Raw genomic sequence first — 16,900 nt, forward strand, 5'->3', positions numbered from 1 at the left:
TTCAGTGTGAATATCAATCATGCATTCATCCCGAAATCCTGTGGGAGCGAGCTTGCTCGCGATGACGGCAGCCCTGCCACCGCTGACTTCTGACAAAATGCCACGTTCCGTTTGTCGGCCATTCGCTATATATTCCGCTATATAGCGAACCCGCCCCCACGGAACCCTGTCCATGCGCCCAGTCCATTTCGCCCCGCTGCTGCTGGCAGCCTGTCTTTGTGTCAACGCTGCCCAGGCCGATGAGGTGCAAGTCGCCGTCGCGTCCAATTTCACCGCCCCGATCCAGGCCATCGCCGCCGGTTTCGAGAAAGACACCGGACACAAACTGATTGCCGCATACGGCGCGACCGGGCAGTTCTACACCCAGATCAAGAACGGCGCGCCGTTCGAAGTGTTCCTCGCCGCCGACGACACCACCCCGGCCAAACTGGAAAGCGAAGGCGATACCGTGAAAGGCTCGCGCTTCACCTACGCCATCGGCACGTTGGCGTTATGGTCGGCCAAGAACGATTACGTCGACGCCAAGGGCCAGATCCTGCGGGACAACGCGTTCCAACACCTGTCCATCGCCAACCCGAAAGCGGCGCCCTATGGCCTCGCCGCCACCCAGGTGTTGGATAAGCTGGGGCTCGCCAATCAGGTCAAGGGCAAGATCGTCGAGGGTCAGAACATCACCCAGGCCTACCAGTTCGTGTCCACCGGCAATGCCGAGCTCGGTTTCGTGGCCCTGTCCCAGGTGTTCAAGGACGGCAAGCTGGCAAGCGGTTCCGCGTGGATTGTCCCGGCCGAACTGCACGACCCGATCAGGCAGGACGCCGTGATTCTCGGCAAGGGCCGGGACAACCCTGCCGCGAAGGCATTAATGGACTACCTCAAGGGCCCGAAAGCCGCCGCGATCATCCAAGCCTACGGTTACCAACGCTAAATGCTGACCGGTGCCGACTACTCCGCCATCGGATTGACCCTGAAGCTGGCGTCACTGACCACGGTGATCCTGCTGTTGATCGGCACGCCCATCGCCCTGTGGCTGTCGCGCACGCGCTCCTGGCTGCGCGGGCCCGTGGGCGCGGTGGTGGCCCTGCCGTTGGTGCTGCCGCCCACGGTGATCGGCTTCTACCTGCTGCTTGCATTGGGCCCCCACGGCTGGATCGGCCAGTTCACCCAGGCCCTCGGCCTGGGCACCCTCACCTTCAGCTTTACCGGGCTGGTGATTGGCTCGGTGATCTACTCGATGCCCTTCGTCGTGCAGCCGCTGCAAAACGCCTTTTCCGCCATCGGCAACCGCCCCCTGGAAGTCGCCGCGACCCTGCGAGCCGGGCCGTGGGACACCTTCTTCAGCGTCATCCTGCCCCTGGCGCGCCCCGGCTTCATCACGGCGGCAATCCTCGGCTTCGCCCACACGGTCGGCGAATTTGGCGTGGTGCTGATGATCGGCGGGAACATCCCGGAGAAAACCCGGGTGGTGTCGGTGCAGATCTACGACCATGTCGAAGCCCTTGAATACAGCCAGGCCCATTGGCTGGCAGCAGCGATGTTGCTGTTTTCCTTCCTGGTGTTGCTGGCGCTGTATTCCAGCCGCCGAACCCGCGCCGGCTGGAGCTGATCGATGATCCAGGCACGATTTCGACTCGACCATGGCCCGTTTTCCCTGGACTTGGACGTGCAATTGCCTGGCCGCGGCGTGACCGCGCTGTACGGCGAATCCGGCTCCGGCAAAACCACCTGCCTGCGCTGCATCGCCGGGCTGGACCGGCCCACGCACGGCTTCGTCGAGGTCAATGGCGAGGTGTGGCAGGACAGCGAGCGCGGGATTTTCGTGCCGCCCCACCAGCGAGCGCTGGGGTACGTTTTCCAGGAGGCGAGCCTGTTCGATCACCTGTCGGTACGCGGTAACTTGCTGTTCGGCCTCAAGCGCGTTGCCACGGCGCAACGGCGCGTGGACATGACCCAAGCGACGCAATTGCTGGGCATCGGCCACCTGCTCGACAGGCAGCCCCACAACCTTTCCGGCGGCGAACGCCAGCGCGTCGGCATCGCCCGCGCCTTGCTGACCAGCCCGCGCTTGCTGCTGATGGATGAACCACTGGCGGCCCTCGATACGCGACGCAAGAACGAGATCCTGCCGTACCTGCAACGGCTCCACGATGAACTGGACATCCCGGTGCTGTACGTCAGCCATTCCCAGGATGAAGTGGCGCGCCTGGCCGATCACATCGTGTTGCTGGATGCCGGGCGTGCCTTGGCCAGCGGGCCGATCGGCAAGACCCTGGCCCGCCTCGACTTGCCACTGGCCCTGGGCGATGACGCGGGCGTGGTGATCCAGGGCAAGGTCGCCGGCTATGACTTGGATTATCAGCTGCTCACCCTGACGCTGCCCGACAGCCAGCTCCGCATGCGAGTGACCCACACGCCCCTGGCCGACGGACTGTCGCTGCGCATCAAGGTCCAGGCCCGGGACGTCAGCCTGAGCCTGGCAAACGATGCCCAGACCAGCATCCTCAATCGGTTGCCGGTGACGGTCGTCAGCGAACTGGCCGGCGACAACGCCGCCCATGTGCTGATCCGCCTGGACGCCGCCGGCACCCCGCTGCTGGCGCGAATTACCCGGTATTCCCGGGATCAGTTGAAGCTGCACCCGGGGCAGGTGCTGTGGGCGCAGATCAAGGCGGTGGCGGTGTTGGCGTAAACTCGGTCTGCGAGCAACAGGAATCCTTGTGGGAGCGGGTGATATGAGAATCTCGGCACGACCGCAACGGCCAGCGGTCAATGAATTCACAGGCCATCCGAATTCATCGCCAAGGATCCACCATGCCCGATACCCCAATGCCCGATGCGCTCCCGGCCGACTTGCATTACGTCGACGACACCGCGCCGGGCATCACCCGCAGGAAACTGCGGGGCACGTTCTGTTATTTCGATCCATCAGGCGAGCGCATCACCGACGCGGCCGAAATCCAGCGCATCAATTCACTGGCCGTTCCGCCGGCCTACACCGATGTCTGGATCTGCACCGACCCGCGTGGCCATCTCCAGGCCACCGGCCGCGATGCCCGTGGGCGCAAGCAGTACCGTTATCATCCGCGCTGGCGCGAAGTGCGCGATGCCGACAAATATTCACGCATGCTCGAATTCGGCCGCACCCTGCCCCGGTTGCGCAAACGCCTGGAAGACATCCTCGCCACCCCAGGCTTCAGCCGCGACAAAGTCATGGCAACGGTCATCACTTTGCTCGACGTGACCCTGATCCGCGTCGGCAACACTCAATACGCTCGGGATAATCGCTCCTACGGCCTGACCACCCTGCGCAACAAGCATGTCGCGGTCAACGGCAGCGCCATCGCGTTCCAATTCCGTGGCAAGAGCGGCATCGAACACCAGATCACCGTGAAAGACCGACGCCTGGCGCGCATCATCCGGCGCTGCCAGGAAATGCCCGGACAGAATCTGTTCCAGTACATGGACGAGAACGGCGAGCGCCACGCCGTCACCTCATCGGACGTCAACGCCTACCTCAAGACGCTCACCGGCGCCGATTTCACCGCCAAGGACTACCGCACCTGGGCAGGCAGCGCGGCCGCCCTGGACGGATTGCGCACGCTGCAATGGGAAACCGAAACCGAGGCCAAGCGGCACGTGGCCGAGATGGTCCGGCAGGTCGCCCGGCAGTTGGGCAACACGCCCGCCGTTTGTCGCAAATGCTACATCCACCCCGCCGTACTGGAAGGTTTCATGGGCGGCGTCCTGCATGAGCTGCCCAAACCTCGGGTGCGCAAGGGCCTCAGTGCGCAAGAAGCGGCGCTGACAATGTTCCTGGAACGCATGGCCCACGCCGTCGAAGCCTGTTGACCGAAGCGGTCGAGTCGTTGCCGGACTCGATAAGCGTGTTACGGAAGTGGAACATCCGACAGCCGGCGGACTCCCAACTGTACAGAGCCGCTGATCCGCAGACTCGTCAACGCGTGACGTCGAGAGGAGTTTCAGATGTCCGAACACATCGTCCATTTCCATTGCCAGATCGATCAGGGAACCACCGAACGCTTCCGCGACAATTGTCTGGAAGCCATTGAAAAAGGCGCTGACTCGCTGATGCTCAACCTCTCTACGGTCGGCGGTAGCACCAACTTCGGGTTCACCCTCTACACCTTCATCAAGTCCCTCCCCGTGCCGGTGCGCGCCGTGAACGCCGGCAACATCGAGTCGATGGGCATCGTCATGTACCTGGCCGCCAGCGACCGCACCACGACCCCGCATTCGCGCTTCCTGATTCACCCGATGAATTGGTATTTCGGCCAGAAATCCGTGGACCACTCGCGCTTGCGCGAATACCTGTCCAGCCTCGACAACGACGTGGCGCGGTACGTGGAAATCTACGTCAAGGAAACGGCCGGCGCAGCCACGCAACTGGATATCTTCAAATGCCTGTGCGCCGAAGAACGAGTGATCCCGGCGGAGAATTCCCTGGCCTTCGGCATCGCGCATCGGGTTGAACAGGTGGTGTTCCCACCCGAGGCCAAGCATTGGAAAGTGAGCGGCGGCGAGGACTGAAACCGTTCTCTCGGCCATGAATAATTTCGATTTGACGCCGTTTTGTTAATTAACAAAATCCATGTTGTATAAGTTCAAGCGAAACGGCTGTATAACTTTTCCCACACACTTTTTCAAACCAATACCGTTCGTCGCCAGCGAAACGTTTTTTTTAAACTTCCCTTCGCAGTTTTCTTTCACAGTACTGCGAGGCACGTTTTACTCGCTTAACCAAAATGAGGATTCTCGAAATGGCTAATAGCGGAAACAAAAACCCAGGCAACTTCGCAAACGACCGTGAGAAAGCATCCGAAGCCGGCAAGAAAGGCGGACATGCTTCCGGCGGCAATTTCGCAAACGACCGGGAAAAAGCTTCTGAAGCTGGCCGCAAAGGTGGCGAACGCAGCCACGGCGGTGGCCGGAAGTCGTAACCCGGAGAATCGTTGGGGCGCAGCTTTGCTGCGTCCTGGCGCTTAACCTGTCGAGGTCATGAATGAGCCAGGATCGATTTATCGTCAGTTTTATCGCCGACGGTCAACCCGATAGCCGGGTACTCGCAACGGACACCGAGACGCTGACCACCGAAGAAGCCGAAGCGCTCTTGAGGGTGACGTTCGCGGAATTAAAAAGTGTCCGGATCAGCGATGTTCAAGTTCAGAAAAGAACCAAGCCAAACGAAACGGAACATGATGTTCCGGGGCATTTCAAACAGCCGTAATTCGTTTAACCCCAGTATTCCTATTCCCTGCCCTCTGTAGGAGCTGGCGAAGCCTGCGATCTTTTGATCTTGATCTTGATCTTGCTCTTGATCTTTCGCTCTCGACTCAATTGTCTGGGACAAGATCGCAGCCTCGTTGCACTCGGCAGCTCCTACACAGCTCCTACATAGCTCCTACACAGCTCCTACACAGCGCCTATAGGCGCAACCCAGCGGGAGCAAGCTCCCGCGCCACAAAAGTACTTTTGAAACGACTTCAATGAGCATGCCCGGTCGGATCCTTGATCTGCCATACCTTCCCTTTCTGCCACGCATCCGCACCAGGATCGATTGCCGGCGCCTCGATGGATTCGCGGACACGTTTCTTCGCTTCGCTGTCGATGCCCATCCGCTCGTCGCGCTCGCGCACCAGCTGCGAATCGATCTGGCCATCGGCCGTGAAGCCCATCATCAATTGCGGGACGCCGTAGGGCAGCGCATTGCCCTGCTCGGTGTGCCAGGTGTGCCAGGTCTTGCCGTAGGTGCTGACCAGGTCTTTCATCAAGCGTGTCTCCGCGACTTCAGGTATGCCCGGCGCGACCAGTTGACCCGACTTCACCTCATGCACATGGCTGTGCCACAGCTGCTTCTCGGCGGCGGGCAAGCCTTCGAACAAGCGCTTGCTGATGATGTACTCCACCCCCATCAATTTGGCCTTGGCGGTGTTGGCGTCGAAAATGGCGCACTGGAAGACTTCTTCGTTCAGTGCCGTGCAGTAGTGGTGCGCTTCCATTTGCCCGGACATTCGTCCGTTATAGAAATGAAAGCCATCGAGGTAGGTATCCAACGCTTGCAACGGGGGTTTGTCCTGCATGATCCCCGCCCCCGCTTCCAAGGTCGCGGTGGTCGGGCTTTTCGCAGCCCCTGGCGCATCCACCGGTGAATGGCTGTTGCCGCCCGCGCAGCCCGCCAGGCCCACCGTTGCCACGTAGAGCATGGCCCAGGTTCCGTGAACAATCTTTCCAGGCATCTCGACTCTCCTTTCCATGACTGTTCATGAGAAAGGCGTGCGCTGACCGGGGTTTGATTTTTCCCCTGTGGCAACCGACGAGCGGCCGCTATGGCCGAGGGTTGTAGGCCTGCTTCACAATGTCGATCCAGGCTGGGTCCAAGCGTGATTGATCAGGGTCCAGGCCTTGCGCCTGCAGCTTCTCCAGATGCTCATCGGCCTCGCGAATCAGCGAGGCGTGGTCGCTGGAATTGGCATCCAGCAGGTGCATCTGGGCCAAGCCCAAGTGATAGAAACGCAACAGTTTCATCGCCGCCGGGTCCTGGGCCTGCACGCCGGCCTTCACCTGATGCATCACGTTGGTGATGCTCATCAGGCTGCGCTTGAGCTGCCAGCCGTACACCGCCGCACTCATCCACGGCTGCGACCAGAAATACCCGCGCAACAACCCGGCCATCACCAGCACGGCCGCAAACACGCCACCGACATTGAAGCGAAAATTGTCCCCTCCAGGCGTACCGAACGCCATCACCGCCAAGCTCGATAACAGCATCGCCAGCGTGAGAAACACCACGGCCAGGATGAGCGTGCTGCGACGGGTCTGTTGCCGGTAATCGGCGGCGTCCCACGGTTTGATCTCGAACATCGCGTCGCAATTTCCTTGTGTGGCGTGAAAAGAGTCGCGCATTATCGCCTGCCCGGTCGATTTAGCTATGCTGGGGCTCATTTTAAGTGGCAAGCGACCCGAAGGACCCGGATCAAAGTCCATGGCGATACCGCAAGGATCGTGCGATCTTCCTGCGTGGATGTTTTTTTCAAGATGCCGCCGTCGTGCGAGCGGCATCGTTTTCAAGGAAAGCTGAATGACTCAAAGACATGTAATCAACGCTTCGGTAAGCCCGAAGGGCAGCCTGGAAACCCTGTCCCAGCGCGAAGTGCAGCAACTGAGCGAAGCCGGCTCCGGCAGCATCTACGATCTTTTCCGCCAGTGCGCCCTGGCCATTCTCAATACCGGCGCCCATGTCGATAACGCCAAGACCATCCTGGAAGCCTACAAGGACTTCGAGATCCGCATTCACCAGCAGGACCGTGGCGTGCGCCTGGAACTGCTGAACGCGCCGGCCGACGCGTTCGTCGACGGCGAGATGATCGCCAGCACCCGCGAGATGCTGTTCAGCGCCCTGCGCGACATCGTCTACACCGAGAACGAACTGGACAGCCAGCGCATCGACCTGAGCTCATCCCAGGGCATCAGCGACTACGTCTTCCACCTGCTGCGCAACGCTCGCACCCTGCGCCCGGGCGTGGAACCGAAAATCGTCGTGTGCTGGGGCGGTCACTCGATCAACACCGAAGAATACAAGTACACCAAGAAAGTCGGCCACGAACTGGGCCTGCGCAGCCTGGACATCTGCACCGGCTGCGGCCCTGGCGTGATGAAGGGCCCGATGAAAGGCGCCACCATCGCCCACGCCAAGCAGCGCATCCACGGTGGCCGCTACCTGGGCCTGACCGAGCCGGGCATCATCGCCGCCGAAGCGCCGAACCCGATCGTCAATGAGCTGGTGATCCTGCCGGACATCGAGAAGCGCCTGGAAGCCTTCGTGCGCGTCGGCCACGGCATCATCATCTTCCCGGGCGGCGCCGGTACCGCGGAAGAGTTCCTCTACCTGCTGGGCATCCTGATGCACCCGGCCAACCAGGACCTGCCCTTCCCGGTGATCCTCACCGGACCTAAAAGCGCCACGCCGTATTTCGAGCAACTGCACGCATTCGTCGGCGCGACCTTGGGCGAAGCCGCCCAGAAGCACTACCAGATCATCATCGACGACCCGGCCGAAGTGGCGCGGCAGATGACCCAGGGATTGAAAGAAGTGAAGCAGTTCCGCCGCGAGCGCAACGACGCCTTCCACTTCAACTGGCTGCTGAAAATCGACGAAGGCTTCCAGCGTCCGTTCGACCCGACCCACGCCAACATGGCCAGCCTGGGCCTGAGCCGCGCGTTGCCGCCGCACGAATTGGCCGCGAACCTGCGCCGGGCGTTCTCGGGCATCGTGGCGGGGAACGTCAAGGACAAGGGCATCCGCCTGATCGAAGAACACGGCCCGTACGAAATCCACGGCGACGCCGCGATCATGGAGCCGCTGGATCGCCTGCTCCAGGCCTTCGTCGCCCAACACCGGATGAAACTGCCGGGCGGCGCGGCGTATGTGCCGTGCTATCGCGTAGTGACCTGACCTCATCGAATCACCGAAGATCCAACGTGGGAGCGAGCTTGCTCGCGATAGCGGTGGTTCAGCCAGCATTGGTGCTGGATGGACCGCCATCGCGAGCAAGCTCGCTCCCACAGGGGGTTAGCGGTGGTCTGGAAGGTGCATCAATCCGTTGTCGTCCACCGCAATGCTCAGCCCACGGTAATCCTCGATCTGCCCATGCAACGTCACCACCGGGTGGGTATGCGTGGCGGTTACCACCATCACGTCCATGCCCGCCGCCTCGCCGGCCTTGATCCCGGCGTCGGCATCCTCGAACACCAGGCATTCCTGCGGGGCGACCTGCAAGCGTTGCGCGGCCAACAGATAGCACGCTGGATTCGGCTTGCCGACGCTCACGTCTTCGGCGGTCACCATCACCTCGGGACGCGGGATCCCGGCGGCTTCCATCCGCCGCAGAGCCAAGGCCATCGGCGCAGACGTGACGATGGCCCATTGCGTTGGCGGCAGGCTCTTGAGAAATGCCAGTGCACCGGGCACTTCCACCACGCCCTCCACGTCTTCGATTTCCTCGACGGTCAACTGCGCGGCCTCGGCCTGGACATCCACCCCGGGCAGGTTCTGGCGGGTGACCGTGTCGACGGCGCGCACGCCGTGGATGGTCGGCAGGAACTTCGCCACGTCCAGGCCATGGCGGATGGCCCAGCGGGTCCAGATCCGTTCGGTGGCGGCGACGGAATTGAGCAGCGTGCCGTCCATGTCGAAGAGGAAGGCGCGGTAGGCGATGGAGGGGCGTTCTACGGACATCGGGATCCTCGTGGAGACGGGAAGAAGCTGACCGCCCGTGTGGGAGCGAGCTTGCTCGCGATGGCGGAGTGTCAGCCTATATCATGTTGAATGTACCAATGCTATCGCGAGCAAGCTCGCTCCCACAGAGCTCAGTATCGGGCCGGTCTACACCAACCGCTCGATCCGCTGATGCTGCCAGACCCGTTTGTAATACAGCGTCTGCAACAACAGCATGCTCAGGTACGCCACCGGAAACGCCATCCACACCCCTTGCAAGCCGAAGTGGGCGTCGAACAGGTAGGCGACCGGCACTTGTACGCCAATGATGCAGAAGATCGAGATCGCCACCGGCACCAGCACCGTGCCGCTGGCGCGCATGATGCCGCCGACGATCGCCTGGAAGCCGAACACCAAGAGACTCCAGAGCATGATGTGCAGCAGGTGCTCGGCCTGGACTCGCGCGGCCGGGTCAGTGATGAACAGCCCCAACAACCAATGGGACAACAGGTACCCCAGCAACACCAGCCCACCGGTCAGCCAGACATTGATCAACAGCCCGGTGCGCAGGATCGGCCCCAGGCGTTCCAGCCGTCCCGCGCCGATGGCCTGGGCGCCGAGGATCGAAGCGGTGATGGCGATCGACAGCGCCGGGAACTGCACGTAGTTGACGATCTGCGTCACCGCGCCGTAGGCCGCCGTAGCCTGGGAGCCGTGGCGATTGACCAGGGCGAGGATGACCAGCTCCGACAACGAGATCACCACCATCTGCAGACCGGTGGGCAGGCCGATGCGCAGCACTTTGCCGAGGATATCCCGGTCCAGGCGCATCGCCGCGAACAACGCCCGGTCCGGTGCCAGGGCATGCGCCCGGCGGTTCAGGCGCCACGCCAGCATCGCCATCGCCGACGCGGTGCCCACCAGGCCCGCCAGTGCCGCGCTCTGGATGCCCATCTGCGGGAACCCCAGCCAGCCACGGATCAGCACCGGCGTCAGCATCATTCCGACGCTCGTGGAGACGAGCAACGCCAGCAGCGGCGAAACGGTATCGCTGACACCGCGCAATAACTGGGTGAAAAGCACGAACACCAGCAGCATCGGCAGAATCCACATCATCACCCGCGCGTAGGACACCGCGTCATCCAGTACATCGGCCGGCGTCCCGAGCCCTTGCAGGCCCTCGCGGGCAAAGACACTGCCCAGCACCGCCGCGACCAACCCGATGATCGCCCCCAGCAACAGCGTCGAACCGGCAATCGCCTTCACCGTCCCGGTCTCGCCGGCGCCGTAGGCCTGCCCGATCAACACCCCTGCCCCGGCCCCCAGGCCAATCACCAAGGCGATGAAGAAAAACACGATGGGAAACATCCCCGACACCGCAGCCAAGGCCTGGGTGCCGAGCATCTGGCCGATATAGATGCTGTTGAGCGTACCGGACATCGATTGCAGGAAATTGGACACGACCATGGGGGCCAGGAACAGCAGGTAGGTTTTCCAGAGAGGCTGGGTGGGCATGAGGGCTCGATGACAGGTTCGAAATCTGATGCGGGGTAATTTAGCTCAATCCTTTCATTCTGTTTCAGAAGATGACCGCTTTCGTGGCGAGGGAGCTAGCTCCCGCTGGACTCTGTAGGAGCTGCCGAGCGAAGCGAGGCTGCGATCTTCAATGGGCGCTTCAATCTCAAGCCAAGATCGAAAGATCAAAAGATCGCAGCCTCGCTTCGCTCGGCAGCTCCTACGGGGGTATTTCCACAGGTCGGGCCACCTCGACATTTCTTCATTCTCGTCTATTCTTAGATATCAATGTGCCATCTTTTTTAATGGAATCGGACGACTGGTCCTCAAGGACAAGTCGGTTTTGCAGATAACCAGTTATTCGCAAACACCTGTCCGCAACACTGTTCAAGGACCGAACCATGACGTCGTATTCCCACGACCAATCCTTCGTCAAATCCCAGCCACGCGTGCTCTGGCCCGCCGTGATCGTGGCCGTTGCCGGCTGCGTCGGCGTGCTGGCATTGAATGGCCCGAGCGCGCAGAACATCGGTTTGAGCGCCGTGCTGCTGATCCTTGGCGTGGGTGCCGGCCTCTTGGGCGCGCGGTCGCAACGCCTTCAATTCAACAAGGCCATCGCTGCCGCCATCGCCAACCAGGAATTGCAAGCCAGCCAGGCCAGCCATAACGGGACCGCGCAGCTCAGCGAAGTGATGCTCGGCGCCATGCCGATCTGGGCCAAGCAAGTCGAAAGCTCGCGCCAGCAGACTGAAACCGCGATCGTTTCGTTGACCAGCCGTTTCACCGGCATCTCCTCGCGCCTCGAAGAGACCGTGCAAGCCTCGCAACTGGCGGCCGGCGAGTTGGCCGGCAGCAGCAGCGGCGGTGCCGTCCAGGTGCTGGCGCAGAGCGAAGGCGAACTGGTCAAGGTCATCGATTCGCTCAAGGCCACCCAGGCCAGCCGTGATGAAACCCTCGCCCAGGTGCGCAACCTGACGGCCTATACCGGCGAGCTGCGGACCATGGCCGCCGATGTCGCGGCGATTGCCGCCCAGACCAACCTGTTGGCCCTCAACGCCGCTATCGAAGCAGCCCGGGCGGGTGAAGCCGGACGTGGCTTTGCGGTGGTGGCCGACGCCGTGCGCGCCCTGTCGAGCAAATCCAGCGAGACCGGCCAACAGATGTCGGCCAAGGTCGACGTCATCAACACCGCCATCACCCAATTGGTCCACGCCGCCTCCAGCGGTGCCGACCAGGACAGCCAATCCGTGGCCGTGTCCGAAGGCCGCATCCAACGTGTACTCGAGCGCTTCCAGAGCGTCACCGGGCGCCTCGCCGATTCGGCCGACATGTTGCAACGGGAGAGTTTCGGCATTCGCGACGAACTCACCGACGTGCTGGTCAACCTGCAATTCCAGGATCGGGTCAGCCAGATCCTCAGCCACGTGCGCGACAACATCGAGGACCTGCATGTGCACCTGCAGCAGGCCAGCCAGTCGCCCGAACAGGCCGCTTCCATCGACGCCCGCCAATGGTTGGCGCGCATGGAAACCACCTATGCCACCGACGAGCAGCGCCGCAATCACCACGGCGACTCGGCGGCGCAACAGACTTCACAGGAAATAACCTTCTTCTAGGAGCCCCCCATGGCGAAAAGTGTATTGGTTGTCGACGACTCCGCGAGCGTTCGGCAGGTGGTCGGCATCGCGTTGAAAAGTGCCGGCTACGACGTGATCGAGGCCAGCGATGGCAAGGATGCATTGGGCAAGCTCAACGGCCAGAAAGTGCACCTGATCATCAGCGACGTGAACATGCCGAACATGGACGGCATCACCTTCGTCAAGGAGGTCAAGAAGCTCGCGAGCTACAAGTTCACGCCGATCATCATGCTCACCACCGAATCCCAGGAATCGAAGAAGCAAGAAGGCCAGGCCGCGGGCGCCAAGGCGTGGGTGGTCAAGCCATTCCAGCCGGCGCAGATGTTGGCGGCGGTGTCCAAGCTGATTCTTCCCTGATGGCCGGAGGCTTCAATGCCGCTGCTGTACGAAATAGAAGATGACACGGCGCAGGTGCAGATCGACGGCGAGCTGACGATCTACACCGCCGCCGACCTGGCCGCGCAATTGCTGCCGCGGCTGGGGGCCACGCCCGCGATGGCGCTGGACCTGTCGCAAATCACCGAGATGGATGGTGCCGGCTTGCAACTGCTGCTGATGGTTCAGCGCGAGGCGCCCAAGGCCGGCACCCAACTGACGGTGACCGGCCAAAGCAAAGCCGTCACGGAGACACTGGTCCTGTGCAACCTGGTTGCCCAAGGTTAAGACCCAGCGGCACCGCAACACGTCGAACACGACAAAGGACATGAGCGTGAGCATCAATCTCGATCAGGCACAACAAACCTTCATCGTCGAGGCTCGGGAACAACTGCAGGCGATGGAAGAGTCGCTGCTGCAGTTGGAAAACGACCCCGGCGACGATGACGCCATCGGCGCGATTTTCCGGGCGGCCCATACGATCAAGGGCTCGGCCGGACTGTTCGGCCTGGAGCCGATCGTCAGTTTTACCCACATCGTCGAAGACGTGCTCGATCGCCTGCGCGAGGGCAGCGTCGAGGTGGACCCAGGCTTGATCGCGGTGCTGCTCAAGTCCGGCGATCACATGCTCGAGCTGATCGACGTGGTCGCCAACCAGGGTTCGACCTTGCAGCCCCCTGCCCTGGCCCGGGAAATGGAACTGTGCCAGATCCTGCAGGAATACCAGGCACCGCCGACCGCAGCCGAACCGGCCCGGGCAGCCGAAACCGAAACCACCGACTCCTGCGAAGCGAGCCTCTGGCACATTTCCCTGCGCTTCGGCCAGGACGTATTCCGCAACGGCATGGACCCTTTGTCGTTCCTGCGCTACTTGCAAACCCTCGGTGAAATCGTCGAGATCTCCACGCTCACCGAGGCGCTGCCGGCTGTCGAGGCCTGGGATGCCGAGTCCTGCTACCTGGGCTTCGACATCACGTTTCGCTCCGCCGCCGGATACGCCGCGATCAACGAAGTGTTCGACTTCGTGCGGGAAGACTGCCTGATCGAAATCGTCGCCGCCCAGGATGTCGAAGCCCCGGCGAACACCGAGCTGGTCGCAACGTCCCAGGCGCCAAGCGACGAAGGCACGGCCATGGTCACCACGGGCGAACTGATGCCGGACCAACGCAAGACCCCGCGCATGCCCGCCCAGCTCGCGCCTGACAGACAAGCCGTCAGCAGTGAAAACAAAGCCAAGGACGGTGCCTACGTCCGGGTCAATGCCGACAAACTCGATGAACTGATCAACCTCGTGGGCGAGCTGGTCATCGCCAGCGCCGGTGCCAGCCTGCTGGCCCGCACCTGCCAGAACGACCCGTTGCAGGAAGCCACTTCGTCGGTGTCCGGCCTGGTGGAAGAGATTCTCGACGGCGCCTTGCGCCTGCGCATGATCCCCATCGGCGAGACCTTCAACCGCTTTCGCCGCGTGGTGCGCGATGTCAGCCAGGAGCTGGGCAAGGACATCGACCTGATCATCAGCGGCGCGGAAACCGAACTGGACAAGACCGTGGTTGAAAAGATCGGCGACCCGCTGATGCACCTGCTGCGCAACGCCATGGACCACGGCATCGAAACCGCCGAGGCCCGGCGCGCGGCCGGCAAGCCGGCCAAGGGGCATCTGCACCTCAATGCCTACCACGACTCGGGCAGCATCGTGCTGGAAATCGCCGACGACGGCGCCGGCTTGAACCGCGACCGCATCCTGGAAAAAGCCCACGAACGTGGCCTGATCGCCCAAGGTGCGAACCTGACCGACCAGGAAATCTACAACCTGATTTTCGAACCGGGCTTCTCCACCGCGCAGGCCGTCACCAACCTGTCCGGGCGTGGCGTCGGCATGGACGTGGTCAAGCGCAACATCACGCTCTTGCGCGGCACGGTCGACCTGGACAGCCAGCCAGGCAAGGGCACCGTGGTGCGCATCCGCTTGCCGCTGACCCTGGCAATCATCAATGGCTTCCTGGTCGGCATCGGCCAGTCCACCTATGTCATCCCCCTGGACATGGTCCAGGAATGCATCGAGTTGAGCGAAGACGATGGCATCGCCAGCCGCGAACAAGGCTACCTCGACCTGCGGGGCGAGGTGCTGCCGCTGGTGTACCTGCGTGACCACTTCCATCACGAAGGCCCGGCGTCGCGCCGGCAGAACGTGGTGGTGGTGCGCTACGCCGAACTCAAGGCGGGGCTGGTGGTGGATGACCTGCTGGGTGAATTCCAGACCGTGATCAAACCCCTGGGCAAGCTGTTCGGCGCACTGCGCGGCATCAGCGGCTCGACCATCCTGGGCAGCGGCGCCGTCGCGTTGATCCTCGACGTCCCGGCCCTGCTCACCCAGATCGCACAAATAGAAAACCGCTACAACTCGACCCCCTTACAACAAGCCAACGCTCGCTGACGCTTCAACACTCCATGGAGAGGTATTCCCCAATGAAATGGTTCTACGACCTTAGAATCGCCACCAAACTGATCGCTTCCTTCCTTGTGGTGTTGGCGCTGACCGCCGTCATGGGCGTGTTCTCGATCATCCAGCTGGGCCAGGTGAACGGCACCGCTCTGGACATTCGTGAAAACTGGATGCCGTCCATGCGCGCGGCCTCGGGCATGCGTTTCTTTGCCGCGAGCTATCGCCTCAAGGAAAACCGCCACATCGCCGCCGACTCCGAGCAGGAGCGCGTAACCCTGGAACAAGAAGCCGACGAAGCCAAGAAGGCTTTCGAGACCCGTCTGGGCACTTATGAGAAATTGCTCTCCAGCGCCGAGGACCGCCAGCTGTTCGAAACCACTCGCAATGATTGGGCTGCTTATCTGGTCACCAGCAAAGACCTGTTCGCACTGTCGCGGCAAAACCAGACAGAGCAAGCCATGGCACTGCTCAAGGGCGAGTCCAAGCGTCAGTTCGACCTGGTGACCGGCGACTTGCAAAAGCTTGTCGAGCTCAACGCGGCCGGCGCTGACGTGGCCAGTGCGCACGGCACCAAGCTGTATGAGAACGCGCGCCTGTCGATCATCGTCGTGCTGGCTGCTGCCTTGCTCGTGGGCCTGGGCCTGGCGCTGTTCATTTCGCGCATCATTTCCCGTCCGCTGAAACAGGCCGCCGCCGTCGCCGAACAACTGGCCGAGGGCAACCTGAACGCAAAAATCGACGGTGGTTCGAAGGACGAAACCGGCATGGTACTCAACGCCATGCAGAACATGGTCGGCAAGCTGTCGCACATCATCGGTGAAGTGCGCAACGCAGCGGACAACCTCGCCAGCGCTTCCGAAGAAGTCAGCGCCACCGCGCAGTCGATGAGCCAGGCCACCAGCGAACAGGCGGCCAGCGTCGAGGAAACCAGTGCGTCCATCGAGCAGATGAGCGCCAGCATCAACCAGAACACCGAGAACGCCAAGGTGACTGACGGCATGGCCAGCAAGGCCGCCAAGGAAGCCACCGACGGTGGCGAATCGGTGCAGCAGACCGTGGTGGCGATGAAGAAAATCGCCCAGCGCATCAGCATCATCGACGACATCGCCTACCAGACCAACCTGCTGGCCCTCAACGCCGCCATTGAGGCTGCCCGCGCTGGCGAGCATGGCAAAGGCTTCGCGGTGGTCGCCGCCGAAGTCCGCAAACTGGCCGAGCGTAGCCAGGTCGCGGCCCAAGAAATCGGCGAGCTGTCGTCCAGCAGCGTCGACATGGCCGAGAAGGCCGGCAACCTGCTCAACGAGATGGTTCCGTCCATCAACAAGACCTCGGACCTGGTGCAGGAAATCAGCGCCGCGTCCGAAGAACAGGCTGCTGGCGTGGCGCAGATCAACACCGCCATGACCCAGCTCAACCAAGTGACCCAGCAGAACGCCTCCAGCAGCGAAGAACTGGCCGCCACCGCCGAGGAGATGAGCAGCCAGGCCGAACAACTGCAGCAGGCCATGAGCTTCTTCACCTTGGACACGCCGCCGAAATCCCTTGCCCAGGCCGCTCGGGTCGATAACACGCCCGGTCCGTCCAGCCGCAAACCGGCCCGGGCACCGGCACCGGTGATGCCCAAGGCGTTTGCCTACAACATGGCCAGCGCGCCGGACGAATCGGAATTCACCCGGTTCTGATGGCCCGGATACATAGGCT

The 16,900-nt window shown here is 62.0% G+C and carries 17 protein-coding genes; 13 read left to right on the forward strand and 4 right to left on the reverse strand.

The features are described from left to right. Positions 1-172: 172 nt before the first annotated feature. The 7 genes from modA to M8Q45_RS13925 all read left to right on the forward strand — a co-directional run bounded on the left by modA (position 173) and on the right by M8Q45_RS13925 (position 5,242). Complete coding sequence (gene modA, locus M8Q45_RS13895) at positions 173-925, forward strand: molybdate ABC transporter substrate-binding protein (protein WP_249875223.1); 753 nt, start codon at positions 173-175, stop codon at positions 923-925. Next, entirely contained in the window at positions 926-1,603 is a 678-nt protein-coding gene (gene modB / locus M8Q45_RS13900; RefSeq protein ID WP_249875224.1) for a molybdate ABC transporter permease subunit, read from the forward strand. A 3-nt stretch (positions 1,604-1,606) separates the two neighbouring features. Then, positions 1,607-2,686, forward strand: coding sequence for a molybdenum ABC transporter ATP-binding protein (gene modC, locus M8Q45_RS13905; RefSeq protein ID WP_249875225.1), 1,080 nt, complete (start codon positions 1,607-1,609; stop codon positions 2,684-2,686). A 122-nt stretch (positions 2,687-2,808) separates the two neighbouring features. After that, positions 2,809-3,846 (forward strand): DNA topoisomerase IB, encoded by a 1,038-nt coding sequence (locus M8Q45_RS13910; protein WP_249875226.1) that lies wholly within the window; start codon positions 2,809-2,811, stop codon positions 3,844-3,846. 135 nt (positions 3,847-3,981) lie between these two features. After that, positions 3,982-4,545, forward strand: coding sequence for an ATP-dependent Clp protease proteolytic subunit (locus tag M8Q45_RS13915; protein WP_030142235.1), 564 nt, complete (start codon positions 3,982-3,984; stop codon positions 4,543-4,545). A gap of 230 nt (positions 4,546-4,775) precedes the next feature. Beyond that, entirely contained in the window at positions 4,776-4,955 is a 180-nt protein-coding gene (locus tag M8Q45_RS13920) for a con-10 family general stress protein (RefSeq protein WP_003182983.1), read from the forward strand. A 62-nt stretch (positions 4,956-5,017) separates the two neighbouring features. Then, positions 5,018-5,242, forward strand: a complete 225-nt coding sequence (locus tag M8Q45_RS13925) for a hypothetical protein (protein ID WP_249875227.1) — start codon at positions 5,018-5,020, stop codon at positions 5,240-5,242. 256 nt (positions 5,243-5,498) lie between these two features. Here the strand turns inward: M8Q45_RS13925 and M8Q45_RS13930 are convergent, their stop codons facing one another. Next, positions 5,499-6,251 (reverse strand): OBAP family protein, encoded by a 753-nt coding sequence (locus M8Q45_RS13930; protein WP_249875228.1) that lies wholly within the window; start codon positions 6,249-6,251, stop codon positions 5,499-5,501. A gap of 88 nt (positions 6,252-6,339) precedes the next feature. Then, positions 6,340-6,876 carry a DUF3087 family protein gene (locus M8Q45_RS13935; protein WP_249875229.1) on the reverse strand — a complete coding sequence of 179 codons (537 nt, stop codon included), beginning with the start codon at positions 6,874-6,876 and terminating at the stop codon, positions 6,340-6,342. Positions 6,877-7,093: 217 nt separating this feature from the next. Here M8Q45_RS13935 and ppnN point away from each other — a divergent pair, with 217 nt between their 5' ends. Further along, on the forward strand, positions 7,094-8,467 hold the full coding sequence (gene ppnN, locus M8Q45_RS13940) for a nucleotide 5'-monophosphate nucleosidase PpnN (RefSeq protein ID WP_249875230.1): 1,374 nt from the start codon (positions 7,094-7,096) through the stop codon (positions 8,465-8,467). A gap of 117 nt (positions 8,468-8,584) precedes the next feature. On the opposite strand, the gene M8Q45_RS13945 is transcribed toward ppnN, so the two are convergent. Next, complete coding sequence (locus tag M8Q45_RS13945) at positions 8,585-9,250, reverse strand: HAD family hydrolase (protein ID WP_249875231.1); 666 nt, start codon at positions 9,248-9,250, stop codon at positions 8,585-8,587. 147 nt (positions 9,251-9,397) lie between these two features. Further along, entirely contained in the window at positions 9,398-10,744 is a 1,347-nt protein-coding gene (locus M8Q45_RS13950) for an MATE family efflux transporter (protein ID WP_249875232.1), read from the reverse strand. 704 nt (positions 10,745-11,448) lie between these two features. On the opposite strand from M8Q45_RS13950, the gene M8Q45_RS13955 reads away from it, so the two are divergent. From M8Q45_RS13955 to M8Q45_RS13975, 5 genes are read left to right on the forward strand one after another with little or no spacing between them, the layout of a single operon-like run. Beyond that, positions 11,449-12,360 (forward strand): methyl-accepting chemotaxis protein, encoded by a 912-nt coding sequence (locus M8Q45_RS13955; protein ID WP_502940564.1) that lies wholly within the window; start codon positions 11,449-11,451, stop codon positions 12,358-12,360. A gap of 9 nt (positions 12,361-12,369) precedes the next feature. After that, positions 12,370-12,738 (forward strand): response regulator, encoded by a 369-nt coding sequence (locus tag M8Q45_RS13960; protein WP_003203044.1) that lies wholly within the window; start codon positions 12,370-12,372, stop codon positions 12,736-12,738. Positions 12,739-12,753: 15 nt separating this feature from the next. Continuing rightward, positions 12,754-13,044: an STAS domain-containing protein gene (locus M8Q45_RS13965; protein WP_249875234.1), complete on the forward strand. Its 291-nt coding sequence runs from the start codon at positions 12,754-12,756 to the stop codon at positions 13,042-13,044. A gap of 46 nt (positions 13,045-13,090) precedes the next feature. Continuing rightward, complete coding sequence (locus M8Q45_RS13970) at positions 13,091-15,190, forward strand: chemotaxis protein CheA (RefSeq protein ID WP_249875235.1); 2,100 nt, start codon at positions 13,091-13,093, stop codon at positions 15,188-15,190. A gap of 32 nt (positions 15,191-15,222) precedes the next feature. Continuing rightward, entirely contained in the window at positions 15,223-16,881 is a 1,659-nt protein-coding gene (locus M8Q45_RS13975) for a methyl-accepting chemotaxis protein (RefSeq protein ID WP_249875236.1), read from the forward strand. Positions 16,882-16,900 lie beyond the last annotated feature (19 nt).

Origin of the sequence: Pseudomonas sp. T1.Ur (genome assembly GCF_023516725.1) — a bacterium.
Taxonomy (GTDB): Bacteria; Pseudomonadota; Gammaproteobacteria; order Pseudomonadales; family Pseudomonadaceae; genus Aquipseudomonas; species Aquipseudomonas alvandae.

Bases quoted from the DNA above. Each gene is read 5' to 3' on its own strand.
- ppnN (WP_249875230.1), top strand. From the start codon at position 7,094: ATGACTCAAAGACATGTAATCAACGCTTCGGTAAGCCCGAAGGGCAGC.
- modB (WP_249875224.1), top strand. From the start codon at position 926: ATGCTGACCGGTGCCGACTACTCCGCCATCGGATTGACCCTGAAGCTG.
- M8Q45_RS13910 (WP_249875226.1), top strand. From the start codon at position 2,809: ATGCCCGATACCCCAATGCCCGATGCGCTCCCGGCCGACTTGCATTAC.
- M8Q45_RS13920 (WP_003182983.1), top strand. From the start codon at position 4,776: ATGGCTAATAGCGGAAACAAAAACCCAGGCAACTTCGCAAACGACCGT.
- M8Q45_RS13955 (WP_502940564.1), top strand. From the start codon at position 11,449: ATGCCGATCTGGGCCAAGCAAGTCGAAAGCTCGCGCCAGCAGACTGAA.
- M8Q45_RS13930 (WP_249875228.1), bottom strand. From the start codon at position 6,251: ATGCCTGGAAAGATTGTTCACGGAACCTGGGCCATGCTCTACGTGGCA.
- M8Q45_RS13925 (WP_249875227.1), top strand. From the start codon at position 5,018: ATGAGCCAGGATCGATTTATCGTCAGTTTTATCGCCGACGGTCAACCC.
- modA (WP_249875223.1), top strand. From the start codon at position 173: ATGCGCCCAGTCCATTTCGCCCCGCTGCTGCTGGCAGCCTGTCTTTGT.
- M8Q45_RS13915 (WP_030142235.1), top strand. From the start codon at position 3,982: ATGTCCGAACACATCGTCCATTTCCATTGCCAGATCGATCAGGGAACC.
- M8Q45_RS13950 (WP_249875232.1), bottom strand. From the start codon at position 10,744: ATGCCCACCCAGCCTCTCTGGAAAACCTACCTGCTGTTCCTGGCCCCC.
- modC (WP_249875225.1), top strand. From the start codon at position 1,607: ATGATCCAGGCACGATTTCGACTCGACCATGGCCCGTTTTCCCTGGAC.
- M8Q45_RS13965 (WP_249875234.1), top strand. From the start codon at position 12,754: ATGCCGCTGCTGTACGAAATAGAAGATGACACGGCGCAGGTGCAGATC.
- M8Q45_RS13935 (WP_249875229.1), bottom strand. From the start codon at position 6,876: ATGTTCGAGATCAAACCGTGGGACGCCGCCGATTACCGGCAACAGACC.
- M8Q45_RS13945 (WP_249875231.1), bottom strand. From the start codon at position 9,250: ATGTCCGTAGAACGCCCCTCCATCGCCTACCGCGCCTTCCTCTTCGAC.
- M8Q45_RS13960 (WP_003203044.1), top strand. From the start codon at position 12,370: ATGGCGAAAAGTGTATTGGTTGTCGACGACTCCGCGAGCGTTCGGCAG.
- M8Q45_RS13975 (WP_249875236.1), top strand. From the start codon at position 15,223: ATGAAATGGTTCTACGACCTTAGAATCGCCACCAAACTGATCGCTTCC.